At 44.1% G+C, this 19,013-nt stretch carries 20 protein-coding genes; 15 read left to right on the plus strand and 5 right to left on the minus strand.

The features are described 5' to 3' along the window. The first annotated feature begins 21 nt into the window (after nt 1-21). From purU to UNITIG_RS15915, 6 genes are all read left to right on the plus strand, one after another. Nucleotides 22-873, plus strand: a complete 852-nt coding sequence (purU, locus tag UNITIG_RS15890; RefSeq protein WP_200821361.1) for a formyltetrahydrofolate deformylase — start codon at nt 22-24, stop codon at nt 871-873. A 19-nt stretch (nt 874-892) separates the two neighbouring features. Next, complete coding sequence (locus UNITIG_RS15895; RefSeq protein WP_101759377.1) at nt 893-1,618, plus strand: 5-oxoprolinase subunit PxpA; 726 nt, start codon at nt 893-895, stop codon at nt 1,616-1,618. Then, nucleotides 1,615-2,328, plus strand: coding sequence for a 5-oxoprolinase subunit PxpB (pxpB, locus tag UNITIG_RS15900; protein ID WP_235015455.1), 714 nt, complete (start codon nt 1,615-1,617; stop codon nt 2,326-2,328). The genes UNITIG_RS15895 and pxpB overlap by 4 nt, the downstream gene beginning before the upstream one ends. Beyond that, a complete protein-coding gene (locus tag UNITIG_RS15905; RefSeq protein WP_101759378.1) occupies nt 2,325-3,290 on the plus strand; it encodes a biotin-dependent carboxyltransferase family protein in 966 nt (321 codons plus the stop codon). The genes pxpB and UNITIG_RS15905 overlap by 4 nt, the downstream gene beginning before the upstream one ends. A gap of 63 nt (nt 3,291-3,353) precedes the next feature. Beyond that, nucleotides 3,354-4,670: an alanine racemase gene (gene alr, locus UNITIG_RS15910; protein WP_101759379.1), complete on the plus strand. Its 1,317-nt coding sequence runs from the start codon at nt 3,354-3,356 to the stop codon at nt 4,668-4,670. A 135-nt stretch (nt 4,671-4,805) separates the two neighbouring features. After that, on the plus strand, nt 4,806-5,228 hold the full coding sequence (locus UNITIG_RS15915) for a hypothetical protein (protein WP_101759380.1): 423 nt from the start codon (nt 4,806-4,808) through the stop codon (nt 5,226-5,228). A 41-nt stretch (nt 5,229-5,269) separates the two neighbouring features. Here the strand turns inward: UNITIG_RS15915 and UNITIG_RS15920 are convergent, their stop codons facing one another. Both UNITIG_RS15920 and UNITIG_RS15925 read right to left on the minus strand, forming a co-directional pair. After that, nucleotides 5,270-6,139, minus strand: a complete 870-nt coding sequence (locus UNITIG_RS15920) for an SMP-30/gluconolactonase/LRE family protein (protein WP_101759381.1) — start codon at nt 6,137-6,139, stop codon at nt 5,270-5,272. Between the two features lie 46 nt (nt 6,140-6,185). Beyond that, nucleotides 6,186-6,704: a glycine cleavage system protein R gene (locus UNITIG_RS15925; protein WP_101759382.1), complete on the minus strand. Its 519-nt coding sequence runs from the start codon at nt 6,702-6,704 to the stop codon at nt 6,186-6,188. Between the two features lie 258 nt (nt 6,705-6,962). Here UNITIG_RS15925 and UNITIG_RS15930 point away from each other — a divergent pair, with 258 nt between their 5' ends. From UNITIG_RS15930 to UNITIG_RS15940, 3 genes are read left to right on the plus strand one after another with little or no spacing between them, the layout of a single operon-like run. Further along, nucleotides 6,963-8,072, plus strand: a complete 1,110-nt coding sequence (locus tag UNITIG_RS15930; RefSeq protein ID WP_101759383.1) for an S-(hydroxymethyl)glutathione dehydrogenase/class III alcohol dehydrogenase — start codon at nt 6,963-6,965, stop codon at nt 8,070-8,072. Between the two features lie 10 nt (nt 8,073-8,082). After that, nucleotides 8,083-8,916, plus strand: coding sequence for an S-formylglutathione hydrolase (gene fghA, locus UNITIG_RS15935; RefSeq protein ID WP_200821334.1), 834 nt, complete (start codon nt 8,083-8,085; stop codon nt 8,914-8,916). A 6-nt stretch (nt 8,917-8,922) separates the two neighbouring features. Continuing rightward, nucleotides 8,923-9,159, plus strand: a complete 237-nt coding sequence (locus UNITIG_RS15940; protein WP_235015456.1) for a YheU family protein — start codon at nt 8,923-8,925, stop codon at nt 9,157-9,159. Between the two features lie 60 nt (nt 9,160-9,219). On the opposite strand, the gene UNITIG_RS15945 is transcribed toward UNITIG_RS15940, so the two are convergent. Next, on the minus strand, nt 9,220-9,615 hold the full coding sequence (locus UNITIG_RS15945) for a hypothetical protein (protein ID WP_101759385.1): 396 nt from the start codon (nt 9,613-9,615) through the stop codon (nt 9,220-9,222). 182 nt (nt 9,616-9,797) lie between these two features. Here UNITIG_RS15945 and tusA point away from each other — a divergent pair, with 182 nt between their 5' ends. Then, nucleotides 9,798-10,034 carry a sulfurtransferase TusA gene (gene tusA, locus UNITIG_RS15950; RefSeq protein ID WP_101759386.1) on the plus strand — a complete coding sequence of 79 codons (237 nt, stop codon included), beginning with the start codon at nt 9,798-9,800 and terminating at the stop codon, nt 10,032-10,034. Between the two features lie 20 nt (nt 10,035-10,054). On the opposite strand, the gene UNITIG_RS15955 is transcribed toward tusA, so the two are convergent. Further along, a complete protein-coding gene (locus UNITIG_RS15955) occupies nt 10,055-10,756 on the minus strand; it encodes a hypothetical protein (protein ID WP_101759387.1) in 702 nt (233 codons plus the stop codon). Between the two features lie 186 nt (nt 10,757-10,942). Continuing rightward, the gene (locus tag UNITIG_RS15960) at nt 10,943-11,515 is read right to left on the minus strand and encodes a TetR/AcrR family transcriptional regulator (protein WP_101759388.1); all 573 of its coding nucleotides are present in this window, start codon (nt 11,513-11,515) and stop codon (nt 10,943-10,945) included. Nucleotides 11,516-11,718: 203 nt separating this feature from the next. On the opposite strand from UNITIG_RS15960, the gene UNITIG_RS15965 reads away from it, so the two are divergent. The 5 genes from UNITIG_RS15965 (at nt 11,719) to UNITIG_RS15985 (ending at nt 18,982) form a co-directional block, all read left to right on the plus strand. Then, nucleotides 11,719-12,924, plus strand: a complete 1,206-nt coding sequence (locus tag UNITIG_RS15965) for an efflux RND transporter periplasmic adaptor subunit (RefSeq protein ID WP_101759389.1) — start codon at nt 11,719-11,721, stop codon at nt 12,922-12,924. Continuing rightward, complete coding sequence (locus UNITIG_RS15970) at nt 12,921-16,088, plus strand: efflux RND transporter permease subunit (protein WP_101759390.1); 3,168 nt, start codon at nt 12,921-12,923, stop codon at nt 16,086-16,088. Before UNITIG_RS15965 ends, UNITIG_RS15970 begins: the two co-directional genes overlap by 4 nt. 146 nt (nt 16,089-16,234) lie before the next feature. Further along, nucleotides 16,235-16,567 (plus strand): STAS/SEC14 domain-containing protein, encoded by a 333-nt coding sequence (locus tag UNITIG_RS15975; protein WP_235015457.1) that lies wholly within the window; start codon nt 16,235-16,237, stop codon nt 16,565-16,567. Nucleotides 16,568-16,773: 206 nt separating this feature from the next. Then, nucleotides 16,774-17,187: a hypothetical protein gene (locus tag UNITIG_RS15980; RefSeq protein WP_101759391.1), complete on the plus strand. Its 414-nt coding sequence runs from the start codon at nt 16,774-16,776 to the stop codon at nt 17,185-17,187. A gap of 487 nt (nt 17,188-17,674) precedes the next feature. Continuing rightward, the gene (locus UNITIG_RS15985; RefSeq protein WP_101759392.1) at nt 17,675-18,982 is read left to right on the plus strand and encodes a carbohydrate porin; all 1,308 of its coding nucleotides are present in this window, start codon (nt 17,675-17,677) and stop codon (nt 18,980-18,982) included. The last annotated feature ends 31 nt before the right edge of the window (nt 18,983-19,013 follow it).

A 19,013-nucleotide genomic window follows, 5' to 3' on the forward strand; every position in this document is an offset into this window, starting at 1 on the left:
AAGTTTATGAGTGATACATCCATACACAGTTATCGTTTGGTGATTTCTTGTCCGGATAAAGTAGGTATTGTCGCCCGTGTTACCCGCTTTATTGCGGAGCAAGGTGGCTCCCTAATGGAGGCCAACAACCATACCGATGTAGAAAACGGTTGGTTTTTTATTCGCTGCGTGATTAATGCGAATACAGTGGGTTGTTCTTTGCCCGAGTTTCGTCAACGCTTTGCGATCATTGCTGATGAATATCAGATGAAATGGTATATCCGTGATTCAGAAGTAAAACAAAAAGTGGTACTGCTAGCCAGTCATGCCTCGCATTGTTTGGCAGATTTATTGTATCGTTATCACAGCGGGGAATTGGATTGTGAGATTCCTTGTGTCATTTCTAATCATGATAATTTACGCAGTATGGTGGAGTGGCATGGTATCCCATTCCACTATGTGCCCGTGGATAAAAACGATAAAGAATCCGCTTTTACCAAAATGGAAGAGATTGTTGAGCGTCACAACGCCGAAACAATAGTATTGGCGCGCTATATGCAAATTATTCCACCATCCTTATGTGAAAAATTTGCCGGCCGTTTGATCAATATACACCACAGTTTTTTGCCTTCGTTTATCGGAGCAAACCCCTATCAAAAAGCGTTTGAACGAGGCGTAAAACTTATTGGTGCGACCAGTCATTATGTAACTCAAGAATTAGATGAAGGCCCCATTATTGAGCAGGATGTGGTGCGTGTTAATCATAACCACAACAAAGATGAGTTGGTGCGTTTAGGTAAAGATGTAGAGCGCAGCGTATTAGCACGCGCTTTACGTAATCATTTAGCTGATAGAGTGATTGTGTTGGGGAATAAGACGGTTGTATTTGAATGATTTTAGTTAAGGTGCTGCGTTGCTATTAAATTGTGATCTTGGTGAGTTTGAAAGTGACGAGATTGATGCGGCAGTCATGCCCTATATCGATCAAGCTAATATCGCCTGTGGATTTCATGCCGGTAACGAGCACACAATGTTGCGTACTTTACAGTTGGCAAAAAAGTACGGGGTTCATGTAGGGGCACATCCATCCTATCCCGATCGGGAAAACTTTGGTCGCCGTTCAATGGATTGCAGTCGGCAACAGATTACTGATTTGATTCATCAGCAATTGAACTTGCTGAAAACCTTAGCCGATTCTTTAGCTGTGACGGTGAGTTATGTTAAGCCACATGGTGCTTTGTATAACGATATGATGAGTAATGCCGATTTACGCAGTGCCGTGATGGCAGCAGTAGCTGAGTACCCCGCGTTGTTGTTGATGTTACAGGCCACTCCAGAAAATCAAATTCATCAACAAGAAGCCGCCGGGCACGGTATTACTTTATTGTTTGAAGCTTTTGCCGACCGTTGCTATACCGATGATGGGTTGTTGCTAGCACGTAGCAATCCAGCCGCTGTACATAATCAACAGAAAACTTTGCAGCAAGTGCAGCAGTTGTGTCAGCACAACAGTGTCACCAGTTTGAGTGGTCAAGCACTACTTGTCGACGCTGATAGTTTATGCGTGCATGGTGATAATCAGCGAGCGGTTAAAGTTATTTCAGAAATCAAACAGCTTGTTGATGGTTTGATTCGGTGATAGATGATGTGGCTGCGTGTTCTTTTCCGCGGGTGGAGTTGGCTGGCGATCAGTCACTAATTGTTTATTTTGGCGATACTATTGCGCCGCATTTATCGGAACAAGTAAAAGCTGCAGATATTTTGTTCAGGAAATTGTGTGGGCTATATATCATTGATACCGTTCCCTCCTATGCCTCCCTGTTAGTCGTTTACGATGCGTTAAAGATTGATTGTGCATCTATTAAAATACAACTTGAAAAAGCACTTGAGCAGCAGGCTACTACCCAAATTCAATCAGAACCTTCAAAACAGGTCACCTTGCCAGTGTATTACAGCCAACAAACAGGGCCCGACCTCAAACGTATAGCACAAGCCAAAGGTTTATCGGTGGAGCAAGTCATCGAGCTGCATCAGCAGGCCGAGTATCGTGTTTATGCCATCGGTTTTGCGCCGGGTTTTGCTTACTTGGGTAAAGTGGATAGTCACATTGCAATGCCAAGGTTGGCCTCACCTAGAGCCAAAGTACCTAAAGGTGCAGTGGCTATCGCGGATCAACAAACAGCGGTTTATCCGGCTCCTTCTCCTGGTGGTTGGAATATTATTGGTCGCTGCCCGCTAGATTTATTTAATCCTGCAGCTGAGCCGGTGATGCCGATAGCGGTAGGGGATAGTGTTAAATTTAAAGCAGTAAGTCAGCTTGAATTCCTGGATCTTGGTGGCGAGTTATGAGCGCTAACGGTTTTACCGTGTTGAAGCCAGGTGTTTTAAGTTTGCTGCAAGACTCTGGCCGCTATGGATCTCATCGCTTGGGTTTGACCAGTGGCGGGCCAATGGATAGTGAGTCTTTTTATTGGGCCAATAGACTTTGTGAAAATTCACCGTCAGCCACGGCGATTGAGATCTCTGTCGGTGGTTTGGAGTTAGTGGCCAATACCAATACAGTGGTAGCGTTAGCCGGTGCAGATATGCCTTTCAGTATCAATGGGAAACAGAAATCTTTATGGCGGACTCATCGGGTCATGGTCGGCGATAAACTGGTCATCGGTTTTGCAACTCAGGGGAGTCGGAGTTATTTTGCTGTCGCTGGCGGTTTTGCCATTGTGCCGCAGTTTGGTAGTACTTCAACCGTTGTCCGTGAAAACGTTGGCGGTATTTCAGGTGCGGCTTTAGCAGCGAATGATTTATTACCTTGTCAGGCGCATTCAATAGATTATTTGCTACGTTTGGATGAATCCGCGCGCATATCATTTACCCGAACGATAACATTGAGGGTAGTGTTAGGTTATCAATATCGTTACTTTAATCACGATCAGCAGCAACGTTTTTTTGCCAGCAGTTATCAACTCTCTGCGGGTAGTGACCGAATGGGTTATCGCTTACAAGGGCCGAAAGTCAACATAGACGCTGAGGATGATGGCAATGATGCAGTGGCGTTATTGTCCGAGGGGATTTGTCTTGGTGCCATTCAAATTCCTGCTGATGGTCAGCCTATTATTTTACTCAGTGACCGCCAAACAATAGGGGGATACCCCAAGCTGGGTGCTGTCATTAGCAGTGACCTGCCACGCCTGGGGCAATTGTCACCAGGTGCGAAGATCAAATTTGAAGCCGTTAATATTGAGCAAGCACAAAGATTATTTCGTGAGTATGATCAGAAATTAAACGATGTGGTTCTACAGAGGGTAGGTTGACAGTAATGACTAGCTTATACTGTCGTGTATTTATTGTTGAAAGAACTCGAAAGAATCCTATTTATGGCCCGTCCCGCGAAAGCTGAAATAAACCTTAAAGCACTGCTGCACAATTACCGTTTGGCTGAAGAGTTGTCTAACGCAGGACAGTGCTTGCCAGTGGTAAAAGCTAATGCATACGGTCATGGCGCGGTTGCTGTAGCTACGGCCTTGGCTGATGTGGCACCGGCTTTGGGTGTTGCCTGTATTGAAGAGGCGATTGAACTTAGGCAAGCAGGTATAAAGCTGCCTATCTTGTTATTGGAAGGTCCGTTTTCAGCAGATGAAATTGCGGAAGCTGCAAGTCTGAATTTTTGGTTAATGTTGTCTACATCACAGCAAGTAGACTGGGTTTGCCAAAATGCTACAGCAGCGCCATTAACTGTCTGGTTAAAAGTTGATACCGGCATGCATCGCTTAGGTGTGACTATCTCGCAAGCCGCTGAGTGTTATCGTCGGCTGGAAGCTTGTAATCATGTTCAAGGTGATATGGTTTTGGCCAGTCACTTTGCCAGCGCTGATGATTTAAATAGTTCTAGCCCTAAACTCCAGCTTAAGCGTTTGCAGCAGTTGAATCAGCCTTTAGGTGCGGAGTTGAGCATGGCGAACTCGCCGGGCTTGTTAGGCTGGCCGGATTCCCGTTTACAGTGGAATCGTCCCGGTTTTATGTTGTATGGAAACACGCCGTTTTCGTGCTCGCATCCGCAAGCTGACTTATTGCAACCTGTAATGAGTTTGAGTTCAGCTGTCATCGCTCTTCGTGAAGTGGCGATAGGTGAAGCTGTCGGTTATGGTGAAACCTGGCGTGCAGAAAGGCACTCCATAATTGCAACTGTAGCTATTGGTTATGGTGATGGTTATCCCCGGCATGCAAAAAATGGCACGCCGGTAGCTATTAATGGTCAGCGTGCAACATTGGTAGGGAGGGTGTCGATGGATATGATTACCGTTGATGTTACTGATATTCCCAGTGTAAAACTTGGCGACGAAGTTTTATTATGGGGAGAATCAATTACAGCTAATGAAATTGCGCAATGGGCTGATACCAGTGCCTATGAACTGTTAACGCGCATGTCCCTGCGTACACCCGAATACATAAATACTAAGGTCAAATTTTTGTTAGTGAAACTTTATAAAAATCGCTCTTTTCGAACTATTTTTCTGGCAATTTTTGCCACGGCTACTTTTGTGGGTTCGGCAATATGGGTGTTTGATGTTGATCCGCGCTTAATGCTAAATTTTTTCCTAGCCAGTTTATTAGGGCTTGGGATAATTGTCATGGCCGCTTTGGCTTTCACCGGCTTGCGGATGTTGTTGCGCAAGTTGTTTGGTGGCAGTTAAATTTTGTTTAAGTTGTTTGTTAGTATTATCAGATAAGTTAAGAATAACTCGATGTCCAGCAATGACTAAATACTCTAAGCCTGTATAGTAGAGCTGCTACTCTCAAAGGGACGGAATAATATTCAAGGAATAGTTATGGAAATAAATTGCAGATATACTTTTCTTGTATGCCTGGTGTTGCTTAGCGCATGTACAAATTCAACATCCGACACCAGAATCACACCGAGTTATTATTTTAAAGATACTGTTGATGGCGGCAATGATGCTAAAACTGCGGGCTGTCATAAAGAATACATTAGTTTGGCTGGTTGTAATGCGGATAATGCTCGAACAGTTGTCAGTGCAGTGGGTGACTCTTGTTTAAGCGATAAAGTTATTAATGAGTACCGTACTAGCAGCTGTCATCAGCACAATCCCAGTGCAGATATCTCATCCCGTAATTGTGACACTGCCTGTGGTTCAATGAGCGGAAGATGTGTTACTAAGACGATTGATTGCACTGCAGGCACCGCAACTAAGGTAGATTCTGCTGAGTGTGAGTGTTATAAAACAGAATAGTAGTTGGATATTGTAATGTGCTAATCAACATTTTATCGCGCTCAGAGTAAGATTCGGTGCTCGGCTTGGCCCCGTACATTGCTTGCTATGATAAAAGTTTTTCCTCCATGAGGTTGTTCTTTAAGTGCCTGGGTTGAAAGGCCTTGTGTTGCTGACGTTGCGTAAAGGCTGCTTAAGTTCTTCCCGCCAAAAGCAGGGCAAGTGATGTGTGATGTGGGTAGCGAGATGGCCGTTACAATATGGCCGTTGCTGTCATAGCAGGCTACTCTGGATGCACCCCATTGTGCGTTCCAGAATTGTCCTGATTGATCAATTACAGCACCGTCAGGGTAAATGCCTTGGCCAGAAAAATCGATATAGACAGTGGGTTCCCCCTGAGGCCAGCCGTGTGTGTCATTAAGTGCTTGTCGCCAGATTATTCCCTTGGTGGTATCGGTAAAAAAACCGTAACGGCGATCTGGCGAAAAACAAATCGCATTGGGTATAGTGAGTGCATTAAAAAGTTGCCGTACTTCGCCTTGGTAATAACGATAAATGGCGCCAACATCAGCGTCGGCATTTTTACCCATGGTACCGATCCAAAACCCGCCCCAGGGATCGGCGCGGCCATCATTTGAACGGTTGTTGGGCTTGTCGGCTTCAAGCGGGCAAATTCTTTCACATGAGCCGCTTTCGATATGTAGCTTACTTAGAGCGGATTCACTGGCAATGAGTAAGTGGTCGTGGTCTATCCAGCCAGCAGCTGATACATGCTCCTTGAAAATAATTTGCTGTTTACTGTCGTCCTCTGTGCTCGTTAGAAGTTTTTTGCCAATAATATCAAACCAAAAAAGCTGTTGCCTTAGTGGGTGCCACAAGATGCCTTCTCCCAACGTGCATATCCGCTGATCAAATACGTTGGTCGTGTCCATAAATCTTCTCTAGCGCTATTAGACGGTGCGTTCAATGAGTGGCATTCTAATCTTCGAGGGTGATATCAACTGACAGCTGATTAGCGATTTCTTCGAGCTTATCACTGAGCTGACTAATATTCAGTGTAATTGGTACCTGAATACTGGCGTTAGCCTCAAATAACGGTTCTGCGGTCATGGGTGCACTAGTAACCGCAGTATTCATTTCACATACGTTGATATTAAAAGCAGCCAGTGCACGGGATAGTTCTTTGACTATGCCGGGGCGGTCATTGCCGAGAAGGCTAAGTTGTTGTAGCTTAAAGTCACCGGCCTCAGCACTTAGGTTTTGTTGTTGGATGCTGACGGTTAGTTCTTCGCCCGTTAAATCTGTTAATGCAGTCATCAGGCCAGCATGTTGCTCATTGCTGACTTGTACCTTGGCAATTCCGGTGAAGTAGCCTGCTAATTGATTCATCCGGCTTTCCTGCCAATTGCCACCATATACGGTGACAGTATTGGATACTTTTTCAACCAAGCCGGGTTTGTCCGCGCCGACGAAGGTAAAGACTATTGAGTGGGACAAGTGCAGCCTCCAGTAGATGAGTGTTGTTGGTTAGATTATTTTCTCAGCAGGATACTAATCAATACTTAATAATTGCTTACTTAACCATCCTAACTATTTATTGTTATCATTATAGACTGTGCTGGCGCAAAATTGCCTTTATATTACTGCAGTAGTCGAGGAGATCGGGTGTTGATGCCTAGCGACTGATAATAAAGCCTCAGGACAATTAATCTGTCGCATTTATCATAATAATTAACCATTAACAGGATCGAAAATATGAAATCACGTGCAGCCGTAGCTTGGGAAGTTGGAAAACCATTAACAATTGAAGAAGTGGATGTTGCAGGGCCTAAAGCGGGTGAAGTCCTTATTCGTATAGTTGCTACTGGGGTCTGCCACACAGATGCTTTCACCTTAAGTGGTGATGACCCTGAAGGTATTTTTCCCGCTATTCTCGGCCATGAGGGCGGCGGTGTGGTTGAAGAAGTGGGCGCAGGTGTTACCTCTGTGTCTGTAGGGGATCATGTAATTCCGTTATATACCCCTGAGTGTGGGCAATGTAAATTTTGTCTATCGGGTAAAACCAATTTATGTCAGGCCATTCGTGTTACCCAGGGACAGGGCTTGATGCCTGACGGTACGTCACGTTTTTCACATAATGGTAAGCCAATATTTCACTTTATGGGGACTTCGACTTTTTCTGAGTACACCGTTATGCCAGAAATTGCTGTCGCCAAAATAAATAAAGCGGCACCTTTGGATAAGGTCTGTTTACTGGGATGCGGTATTACTACAGGTATCGGTGCGGTGCTGAATACTGCCAAGGTTGAACCGGGTGCTACAGTTGCTGTCTTTGGATTGGGAGGCGTCGGTTTGTCGGTAGTGCAGGGTGCGGTACTGGCCAAAGCAAGCCGGATTATTGTTGTAGATATCAATGAAGATAAATTTGAAATGGCAAAATTGCTGGGGGCTACCGATTTTGTGAATCCTAAAAAATATGATGCGCCAGTTCAGGATGTCATTGTTGATTTAACCGATGGTGGTGTCGACTATTCGTTTGAAGCTATTGGTCGTACTGAAACCATGCGCTCAGCGTTAGAGTGTTGTCACAAAGGTTGGGGAGAGTCGACTATTATCGGTGTTGCTGGTGCTGGCCAGCAAATTACTACTCGTCCGTTTCAATTAGTCACTGGCCGCGTTTGGCGCGGTAGTGCTTTTGGTGGCGTGAAAGGGCGGTCACAATTGCCAGGTTATGTTGATCAGTATATGCAGGGTGACATCAAAGTTGATGAAATGGTTACCCATACTATGGGCTTGGAAGATATCAACAAGGCGTTTGATTTAATGCATTCCGGTGAAAGTATTCGCTCAGTAGTTATTTTTTAGGGGTGCTATTGTGAAAGAGATTGCGAGTAATAAAGTATCCGGTGGTTGGCAAAAGCGCTACCAGCATACGTCAGAAGTCCTTGCCTGTGACATGGTGTTCTCAGTTTATTTGCCACCGCAAGCGGCCACACAAAAGGTCCCGGTGTTGTATTGGTTGTCAGGCTTAACCTGTAATGATCAAAATTTTGTTACCAAGGCAGGCGCGCAGCGCTATGCAGCCGAATACGGCGTGGCCATTATTGCCCCTGATACCAGCCCGCGTGGTGAGTCGGTAGCTGATGATGACGCCTGGGATTTCGCTCAAGGCGCAGGGTTTTATCTTAATGCGACCCAGTCGCCCTGGTCAGACAACTTCCGCATGTATGATTACATTGTGGAAGAGTTACCTGCATTGATAAACCGCACTCAGCCAGTAGACTCTGCCCGGTGCGGTATTTTTGGGCATTCAATGGGGGGGCATGGCGCGTTAACGATTGCTTTGAAAAATCCTGATAAATATCGCTCAGTGTCGGCTTTTTCTCCTATTTGTGCGCCGATGCAATGCGCGTGGGGTGAAAAGGCCTTTAGTCAATACTTGGGTTCGGATCGAGAGTTGTGGCGGCAATATGATAGTTGTGAATTAATTTCCAAAGCCACTCAAAAAATACCGTTGCTGGTTGATCAGGGTGGTGATGATGAGTTTTTAGAGCAGCAGCTTAAGCCTGAGGTATTACAGCTGGTCTGCGCTGAACATAATCACCCATTAACCTTGCGGATGAAAACGGGATACGACCATAGTTATTATTTTATAAGTAGTTTTATTGGTGATCATATCAAGCATCATGCAGAAGCATTGAGTCTATAAGGACTTATGTCAGAATCTAATGAAGAATATATAGACATCCCGTACCAGCAATTATCAGTTGAAGTATTGCAGGCATTAATTGAAGAGTTTATTACCCGTGAAGGCACAGATTACGGTGTGCACGAATACTCGCTTGAGCAAAAAGTCGCGCAGGTAGAAAAACAACTGAGTTCAGGCAGGGCATTTATTGCATTTGACCCGGTGAGTGAAAGCTGCAGTGTGTTATTGCGTGAAAATAGATAAAAGCCGATGTGGATTAATATCCGAATGTCAAAGTTCTATAATTATGCTTGATCGTAGCTATTACAGTTTCGGTTCATGTATTGATAGTAAGTCTATATCAGCTAAAAAGCTCTGTGCGTAGAGTAGCCAGTCCAGCAGTGTTTGATGAACAATAATCATTTCAGTTTTCGTTTTATTTTCTTGAGTTGCAATGATTTCTGCTTGTTGGGCAATGATCGACACGATATCACTTACTTCATAGACATCTAAGTCCAGGGCAATTAATTTATCCTGTGCATTGTTTATGTGTTGCAGTCGTTGCTCGGCGATGAGGTTTTGAATACGCAAAGCTGTGGCCGGATGGTTATCTCTCAGTAATTGGAATGATAGTTCCAGGCAGTCGAGGCTGAAATAGTTTGCCGCTATTGCTATCGGGTCGATAGGCTGGGAGTGATGAAATAACGTAGCCTTGTCCAAAATAGAAGCCTCATTGGTCGTGGTAGTTATGTCGTGATGCTATTTTTGTCAGGATGATTGCGTTTCGTTTTTTCGCTATGGCCTGAACATCCAGATTAATTAGCCAAAACGATAGCAGGTATCGCTTGATAATTCTGCATGATAACGGACAATACGAAGAGATGGTAATGTTAGAATAATATATGATTTTTTCTACTGAGAAAACGCTGGATACCAGTGGTTTGATGTGCCCGGAACCGGTGATGATGTTGCATAATGCTATTCGCGATATTGATGTAGGCACCGTACTGGAAGTCATTGCCACTGATCCTTCGACGCAACGTGATATCCCCAAATTTTGCAGCTTTCTGGGTCATGAATTGTTGCGCCATGAAGAGCGTGATAACAAATTTTACTTTTATATCCAGAAACAGGGATAGCTATCTTTAGCTGCGAGTTTTTACTCGTCAAATAGCAATGCTATCGCGGCCATAGCTTCCGGGTCTTCTGATTTCAGCTGATTGGCAATTCGATATTGAAAAAAGTAGCGAAAGTTTGGATTCTCTTTGGCTGGGTAAAGACAATTATCTCCCGGTAAAACCGGGGTAACATCTACACCGGCTTCATCAATTAACATGGCCAGTATCTTGCCATCTCCCATTAATCGCCAGCTCACCACTTCTGTCAGTATCAGGCTGTGTTCATCGTCAGCGGTAAGCATCGCATGGGTGCCAATGCCATCCGGAATTTCTTGTAAAATTCGATCGCTGTTGGGCAGTTTATCCGAATGGTTGCTGGCAGTTTCCAGCTCCATTATTTTGTGTGCTGGTGGTGTATAAAATACTTGCTCGGTGGCGAGATCGTAATAACCTTCGTATAGCCCCAGGTCAGTATCGTTTAGCTCATCACAAGGGACTACCTTGTTTAGCCAGGGGACCAGGCCGACCACTTCGCCGTTTTCACGGATGCCCCAGCATAAAATTTTCATTGTGTAGAATTTATCAGCACTGGTTTGGCTGGTGGAGTAGAGCATGCATAAGCCATCATATTCAGGGGATAACCGAATAAAGCGCTCATGTTTTAGGGTGGAGTAGGTTTTACCAGAAAACAGATCAACGACGTTGCTGCTGGAAGATGAGTCGCTATGCATTGAAGTGCTCATTCGAACCTCCATTTAACCGCTTGGATAATACCCCCAGTGCTTTCTAGCGACCAGAAGTTCTAGTGTCGATTATATGCAGTTACAGCCGGAAGCTTTTTTGCTTCTTTATCGATGATGATTCTTTTTATGACTGTTTGTTCGATTATAGCTATTTTACATCAATCTGCTAGTTCTTTTATCGCTCATTTATATAAGCAATAATCCTTCCATCGCATTGATAAATAAGGCTCTTTTCTGTGGTTGATGACGATATATCTGTAATAGAGTGATACTGGTGCGTGCAATGATAATTGTACTTAGCTTGGCATCGCCATTTCTTAGTACCCCCTGGCGTTGAATTTTATTCACGATAGGCTGCATGGCCTGTACAAATTTATCGTGAGAGTGCTGAATGATATGTTGATATTGCTTGCCAATTCTAATCGCCAATATCATCCCGTCAGCATGGCTTTCCCACATATTGACATAGATGTTCAATAGCTCCCGCATGAGTTCCCGGCCATCGATTTGTCGCAGTTTTCGCAACTGGCTTTCACCTGCAAAAAAAGCAGGGCAGGTGAGTTGTTCCAGTACCGCTTCTTTATTTTCAAATAGTCGATAAAAAGTACTTCGCGCTATACCTGATTCTTGCAAAATGTTTTCGACACTAACGTTTTCAAATCCTTGGTCAACAAATAAGGTGCCACAGATGCCAAGTACTTTTTGTTTACTGCGAGTGACCCTCGGCTGCAGGCTTGAGGTGGTAGGAGGCGTTTTCATACTTGTATTCTCTTTACTAAATCAGTAATCGAACAAAATGAATGTGAAGTGTTTTGTTTGGCCAATTTGGCTTGCCAAGTAGGCCTGTAAAGGAGATTACCATAGCATAAAATAGAACACTGTTGTTTCGTTATTTCGGTTGCTGTGGTTCAATCAGTGCGTCTATCTAGTATTGAACCTTAGTCATTAAAGAATCGAACCTTATGTCAATGTTAAAGCAGTTAATAAGCCGGGTGAAACACAGCAATTTGGTGCGCCCTGCTGGAATAATAGTCGTCGCTTTTATTATTGCTGGAGTCATTATCGCCACCAAGCCGGTGATAGATACCCAGCCAGTGGTACGTGTATTACCTACTGTGGTTATTACAACGGTCACCCCGGAATCCATGTTGTTACACGTTGAGGCACAGGGTGTTGTTAGTCCACGTTCCGAAGTCCAGTTAATGTCAGAAGTTGACGGTCGGGTAAAAAACATGAGCCCGAATCTGGTGGTCGGAGGATATATTCATCACGGCGAGTTGTTACTGTCTCTGGATGATGAAGATTATCAGGATGCCGTTTCCTTAAGTGAGGCGGCTAGAGCTAAAGCGGAAGTAGAGTTTGAGTTGGCTAGTGCTGAGCTTCAGCGTCTGGAAAAACTTTATAGCAAAAAATTAGCCAGTGAATCGCAACTTGACCAGGCGCGGCGTACCGCGAAAGTGGCTACGGCAAATTTTAATGAGAGTCATATTCGACTAAAACGGGCGCAACGAGATCTTGCCAGAACACAATTGTTCGCCCCTTTTGACGGGCGGATTCGCCAGGAACAGGTTGAGAATAATCAATTCATTCGCCGTGGTGAGTTGCTGGCAACAGTTTATGCCACTGATTATGTAGAGGTTCGTTTACCTATGAATGACCGGCAATTAGCTTTTCTGGATCTATCGCTCAGCTCAGCTAATTATCTTGCCGTTGAGACACAGATGGATGCTGTGGTAGCAGGAGAGTTTGCCGGTAAGCAGTTTCAGTGGCCGGGAAAGCTGGTTCGACTAGAAGCTGAGTTGGATACGGATAGCCGAATGGTTTATGCAGTGGTCAGGGTCAGTAATAGCGTTGATATACAGTCAACTGCTTTGCAAGTAGGTATGTACGTAAATGTCAGCATTGCTGGTCGTAAATATGACAATATTATTCAGTTACCGCGAAGTAGTTTGTATCAGCATAATCAGGTGTTGGTATTGGATGAGGCTAGTCGATTACGGGTGAGAGATATTGATATTTTGCGTATCGATAAAGATCAAATACTTGTTCGGTCAGGATTATCATCTGGTGAAAAAATAGCACTAATGCCGCCTCCTTTTGTAATTGATGGGGTTGAGGTGATGGCGGTTACTAGTTCACTCTCCATTCAGGCTGAGGAGGGGTTATGAATAATCCTATACGTTGGTTTGTTGATAATCCTGTTGCGGCCAATCTATTGATGTGGATTTTTATTCTTGGCGGTTTGCTATCTTTGCCGAGTATTTATCAGGAAGAATTTCCCATTATCGAAGCCAATACGATTAGTATCAATGTTGCCTATCTGGGCGCTACGCCGCTTGAAATGGAACAAAGTGTTTGTATTCGTATTGAAGAGGCCATTGAAGGTGTAGCAGGGGTTAATAAGTTAAGGAGCAGGGCACAGGAAAATAATTGCCGTGTGGACGCTGAACTCATGTCTTCAGCTGACAAATCCAGTGTCATCACTGATATTAAAAATCGAGTGGATACCATTTCAACATTTCCTCGTGATGTAGAAAAACCTGCTGTGTCTGAGATGATATTTGCTTCCAAGGTAATGCAAGTTGCTATTGCAGGTGATACTGATGAACGTAGCTTAAAAAAGTTGGGCGAGCGAGTTAGAGATGAACTGTTAGCCAAGCCGGGAATTTCACAAGTGACTCTAAATTACGTGCGTCCTTATGAGTTTAGTATCGAAGTCCCTGAGAAAAATTTAAGGCGTTATGGTTTAAGTTTTCAGGAAATTGCAGACGCCATTCGCAACAGTTCTATTGATTTGCCAGCAGGCAGTATTCGAGCTACCAGTGGTGAAGTGATGCTGCGCACTCGCGAGCAATCTTATAGCCGAGAAGAATTTGAACAAGTAGTGGTATTTACGCGTAAAGATGGTACCCAATTAAAGCTTCGGGATATAGCTACTGTATTGGATGGTTTTGAAGATAGTGAAATGCTTGCTCGCTTTAATGGTAAACCGGCCGTTATTGTGGACGTACAGCGGATCGGTGACGAGGATATTGTTGCTATAGCCAAACAAGTAAAAAGCTATGTTAATGAGATGCAGGGTTGGCTGCCAGTGGGCATTGATGTGTTGATATGGAGTGATGAGTCAGACGATTTGATCGAGCGACTCGATGTGTTAACAGATAATGCTTTGAGTGGCTTGTTGCTAGTACTGGCGGCATTGGCTCTTTTTTTAGATCTGCGTTTGGCATTCTGGGTGGCAGCTGGATTGTTGATTGCGATGTTGGGTGCTTTGTCTTTATTTCCACCACTGGGTATTTCTATCAGTACCTTATCAGTCATCGCCTTTATTATGGTTATTGGAATTTTAGTTGATGACGCAATAGTGGTAGGGGAGAGGGTTTTTTCTTATCAGCGTCAAGGCTTTAGTTGGCGTGATGCGGCTATAAAAGGTACACAGGAAGTGTCAGTGCCGGTTATTTTTGGCGTGCTCACTACGGCGGCTACTTTCTTGCCATTGATGAATATACCTGGTCATCTCGGGCCATTTTTCCTGGTTATTGGTGTCGTTGCAATATTAGCGTTGTTGTTTAGTGTGCTGGAGGCGCAGTTGATATTGCCAGCGCATCTTGCCCACCCCACAACCAAATCAGATCAAGACAAGCCTTTGTCGGCGGGGGTAATTACCAGAGCCTGGCGGCGCTTACAGCAAGCTTTGAGTAATGGACTTGAGCGTTTTGTGCAGCAACGTTTTCGTCCGCTGTTAATAAAGGTCTTAAGGCAGCCATTGACTACTTTAGCAATTGCTTGTTCGGTTGTGATTATCAGTATCGCCATGTTGATCAGTGGCTGGATTAATGTGCAGTTTTTCCCCGCTATTGCCGGTAACAATATTACGGTGCGACTGGCTATGCCGGAAGGAACACCCATTGATGTTACTAGTCAGGTAGTTACAAGATTAGAACAATCTGCCGTTTTGCTGGAACAGGAATTAAATGCCAAATACCCGTTAACATCGGGCAGTCATCTTCGATTCTCGTTGTCCTCAATCGGGGGTAGTACCGGTGTTGGTTCACATGGCGGTATTTCCACTAGCGACGCCAATATGGCAGAAATAATTTTGGAATTAGTTAGTGCAGATAATCGACCGGCAACGCCGGAGATCGCTAATCGCTGGCGTGAATTAGTAGGACCAGTCCCGGAAGCGGTAGAGCTGGCTTTTACTGCCAGTGAGGTTTCAGTTGGTGCTCCTATCGATATTGAATTTCGAGGCAGAAATATAGATCAGCTGCGTGCCGTGGCAAGTGAATTGAGACAGGCTTTAGCTGTTTATCCTGGTGTTTTTGATATCAGTGATAGTTTTCGCGGGGGGAAGCAGGAGATCCAACTGAAATTATTACCTGAGGCGCAAACGCTTGGAATCACTGCAGCAGATTTAGCGCGTCAGGTAAGGCAGGCATTTTATGGCGAAGAGGTGCAGCGGATACAGCGCGGCCAGGATGATTTGAAAGTAATGCTGCGTTATCCAGCAGACCAGCGCCGGTCAATTAGTAATCTGGAACAAATGCGTATTCGTAATCAGCAAGGCGTGGAAGTTCCTTTTTCCCGTGTGGCTAGTTATACCTTGGGTCGAGGCTTTTCGACCATAAATCGCGAAGATGGGCAGCGTATAATTCGAGTGACAGCTGATGTGAATAGAGACATCACTATGCCTGAGGAGGTATTGGATTCAATTCAGTCCAAAGAGTTACCAGATTTATTAGCTCGTTACCCGCAAGTGCATTTTGCGCTTGGTGGTGAGGCCGAGCAAAGTAGTGGTGCATTTTACGGTCTGCTTAAAAGCTTTCTGCTGAGCATGGTGTTGGTTTATGCGTTACTTGCTATCCCGTTAAAGTCTTACCTCCAGCCTTTAGTTATTATGAGTGTGATTCCGTTTGGTGCAATTGGTGCGGTACTCGGTCACTGGTTGATTGGCCGGCCGCTCGCCTTTTTTTCTATACTTGGTATTGTGGCTTTATCAGGGGTGGTAGTGAATGCCAGCTTGGTATTAGTTGACTATATCAATCGTCAGCGACGGGAAGGTATGCCTTTGATGGATGCATTAATTGAGGCCGGTTGTGTGCGTTTTCGGCCTGTATTGTTGACTTCAATTACGACTTTTTTAGGATTGTTACCAATCATCTTATCTCCTAGCCAGGAAATTCAGTTTTTTATGCCCATGGCCATTTCACTGGCTTTTGGTGTGTTGTTTGCCACGGTGATTACCTGGTTTATTGTGCCCTGTCTATATTTGCTGCTGGCCAGAATCGGTAGCGATGAAAAAGTCACTTTGATAGCGCCAGTTGAGGCTTGAGAGTTGGTTTTTGCTTGCGCTATATCAATATATTGCGTTGCAGTAAGTATAGAATTAAAAACGGTTAAGTCCCTATTTTTTTTCTGGAGGCACAATAATGAGTGACATTAGGCATGGGCTAACATTAAGTATTGAAACTGTAGGTAATGAGAGTTTTTTTGTTAAAGGCTGTTGGCAAATTAACTCATGAAGATTATCAACTAATTGTACCAATGGTTGATGATGCGACCCGGGGCGTGAAAAACGCTCAGTTGGATGTATTGGCGGATTGCTCGGATTTGGAAGGCTGGGAGCTAAGGGCCGCCTGGGATGACTTTAAGTTGGGTTTAAAGCACGGTAAAGAGTTTAGGCGTGTCGCTATTGTTGGTAATAAAAAATGGATGGAAGTTGCTGCTAAAGTCGGCGACTGGTTTGTTAGTGGTGATGTCAAATGCTTCGTTAGTAGCAATGAGGCTATGGCTTGGATAAAATCGCAGTAGTTGCTGTGCCTATTTGAATTTAGGTTTGAAAATTTATCGGGTAGTGGGAGATTGACAAACGTTGTTTGAATGAAAAATTTACAAAATCAGGTCTTGGTTAAATTTTTATTATTACTGCTGATATTAATTGGTTACTTTGCTTATCTCACGTATAAATTTGATTTTCTAACGGGGGCGTTGCTGCCTTAATTACATGGAGTTTTTTCGTGCTTTGCACCCCGGTTGCAGATGCCGGATTCTTGTTGGATTTTCCACTGCGTTTATTGTTTGGGATTCGAATGGTGTTGTCAGAAATCGTGGTTTGGGTTGTGGCCATACTGATCAATATTATAGCCTTGTTATTTTTTGACGGTTTCTATCAAACTACTGTGCTAACAAAATTAATGCACGCGATATTGCTAACGCCATTCCCTTATTGGGCGGTAATAGTATTGTCCGGTTTTGGTACATTTTTATCTATTCGCTTTGGTGATGAGTTGCTAGATGTAGTGCACCATAAAGACCGTGATTTTTTTCATAGTCATCAATTTAAGCATGAGCTTGTGTTGTTTATGTTTTTTCTATTCGTCATATTTGGTTATTACGAGCTGATTACTTCTTTAGGCCTGCAGTTTGAGTAAAGCCACTGCAAAAAAGAAGAAATCGGGTCTTATTAAACGGGGTTTTTGCGGTCTGTTTTAGTTTTTTATCATCCCATGATAAATAGGGTTTTTCGTTGGTGCTATGGTGTCACGGACTAGTGCTCACCAGGTTCATTAACCTTATCTCTACAGATAGGGGTTGCTTGAGCTTGTGCATTGCTGGCAGTTGGCTGCTGTTATGCCCATACCTTTTGTAAAAGAAATGTCCGAGTCAGTAGTGCAGTCACCAAATCTGCAGTCTGGATGGCGTTTAATGCTGAGGTAATGATCTACCTGTATTTGTGATATTGATTTACTAAAATATAGTTCGATCATTAAATCATCATTAAATCAATAAGATAGATGTTTATTGGCTTGGCGAATTACAGAACTCTTCTATACTAAACTTCAAATAACCCGCTTTATTCTACTTTTTTATTGATTTTAGCTTCCTAACGGATCGGGGTCGCTTGTTGGAGTGCTAAACATGTCAAGACCTATTCCCGCCTTACTGGCTACTTTTTGCTTGTTTTCTATTCAATATACACTGGTAACCTATGCGGTTGTGGATGCTACGGAGCATGATTTTTCATTTCATGGCTACGCCCGGGGCGGTTTTATGACCAGTGAGGCCGGGGAGACTGCGGCAGAGTTCGCAGCGCCAGGTGCTGGCGCAAAGTACCGGTTAGGTAATGAGTCTGATGTGCAGTTGCGCTTGCGCCTAAATTACCAGTATGGGGATGTGGCTACGACAGAGCCCTATGTACAGGCTGAGATAGCAGTAGAGGATTATCAGCGTTTGGGTAACTCTCGTGACTTTACTTTAAACCAAGTGCCAAAAGCCTGGCTAAGATTTGGCAACGTTTTAGCTGATGATGTTAGCTTCTGGGTGGGGCGTCGCTGGTATAAGCGTAAAGGGAGTTATATTAACGATTATTGGTGGTTAAATTCTGGCCAGAAGTCCAATCTGGGGCTGGGCGTCGAAGGCATAAAATTAGCCAATTCCGAATTGAATATTGCAGTTTTCCAGCATCGTGATGATGATGCTATTTCGCTTAATTCTGCAAATAATAACACCGGCACATTAAAAGCAATGACGCTGGATATCCGGCTTGAAAAAATGGTGATTAGTGAAACCAGTCAGCTCAACTTTTGGGGGCTGTATGCGGATAGGTCTAAGCACGAAAATTTAGGGTATGAGCAGCAAAGTGGTTGGGGACTTGGTAGCTGGCTAGACCTCACTGATGTAATGGGCGGCATAAACACTTTGGCAGTTACGTATCGTGAGGGCGCTGCCATGCATCAGTCGACTTATAATGCTGAGCCGATTAGAGAATCCAGTGGTTATGATCTCGATAATGCTAGTCAATGGGAAATAAATAATAGCTGGCTATGGGATGACCGTAGTAATTACGCTGTACAGTGGCTGTTATTGGCAAGAGCAGAAAATTATGGGGAAAATGGTGTCGATGGTGACACGATATATTGGTATAGCACGGGGGCAAGACCGACATTATATTTAAGTCAACGCTGGAATGTCGCAGCGGAGTTTGGAATTGATTACGTTGATAATGAAATTCTTGGTGTGCAGGGCAGTGTTGAAAAAATATCGTTTGCATTGCAGTTAAGTCCTGATAAAAAGTTTATGTCCAGACCCGTTTTACGATTTTTTATGACCTACGCTCAGTGGAGTGATGATCTTGTGGGTTACGTTGGGAATCGACCAGATAATGCGCCGTATGGAAATGATAATGATGGGTGGACGATTGGCACTCAGATTGAGCATATATGGTAACAACTAGTATGCGCTTGCCCTATTTGCACGA

The sequence above is a fragment of the Oceanicoccus sp. KOV_DT_Chl genome (assembly GCF_900120175.1).
In the GTDB taxonomy this organism is placed as follows: domain Bacteria; phylum Pseudomonadota; class Gammaproteobacteria; order Pseudomonadales; family Dasaniaceae; genus Oceanicoccus.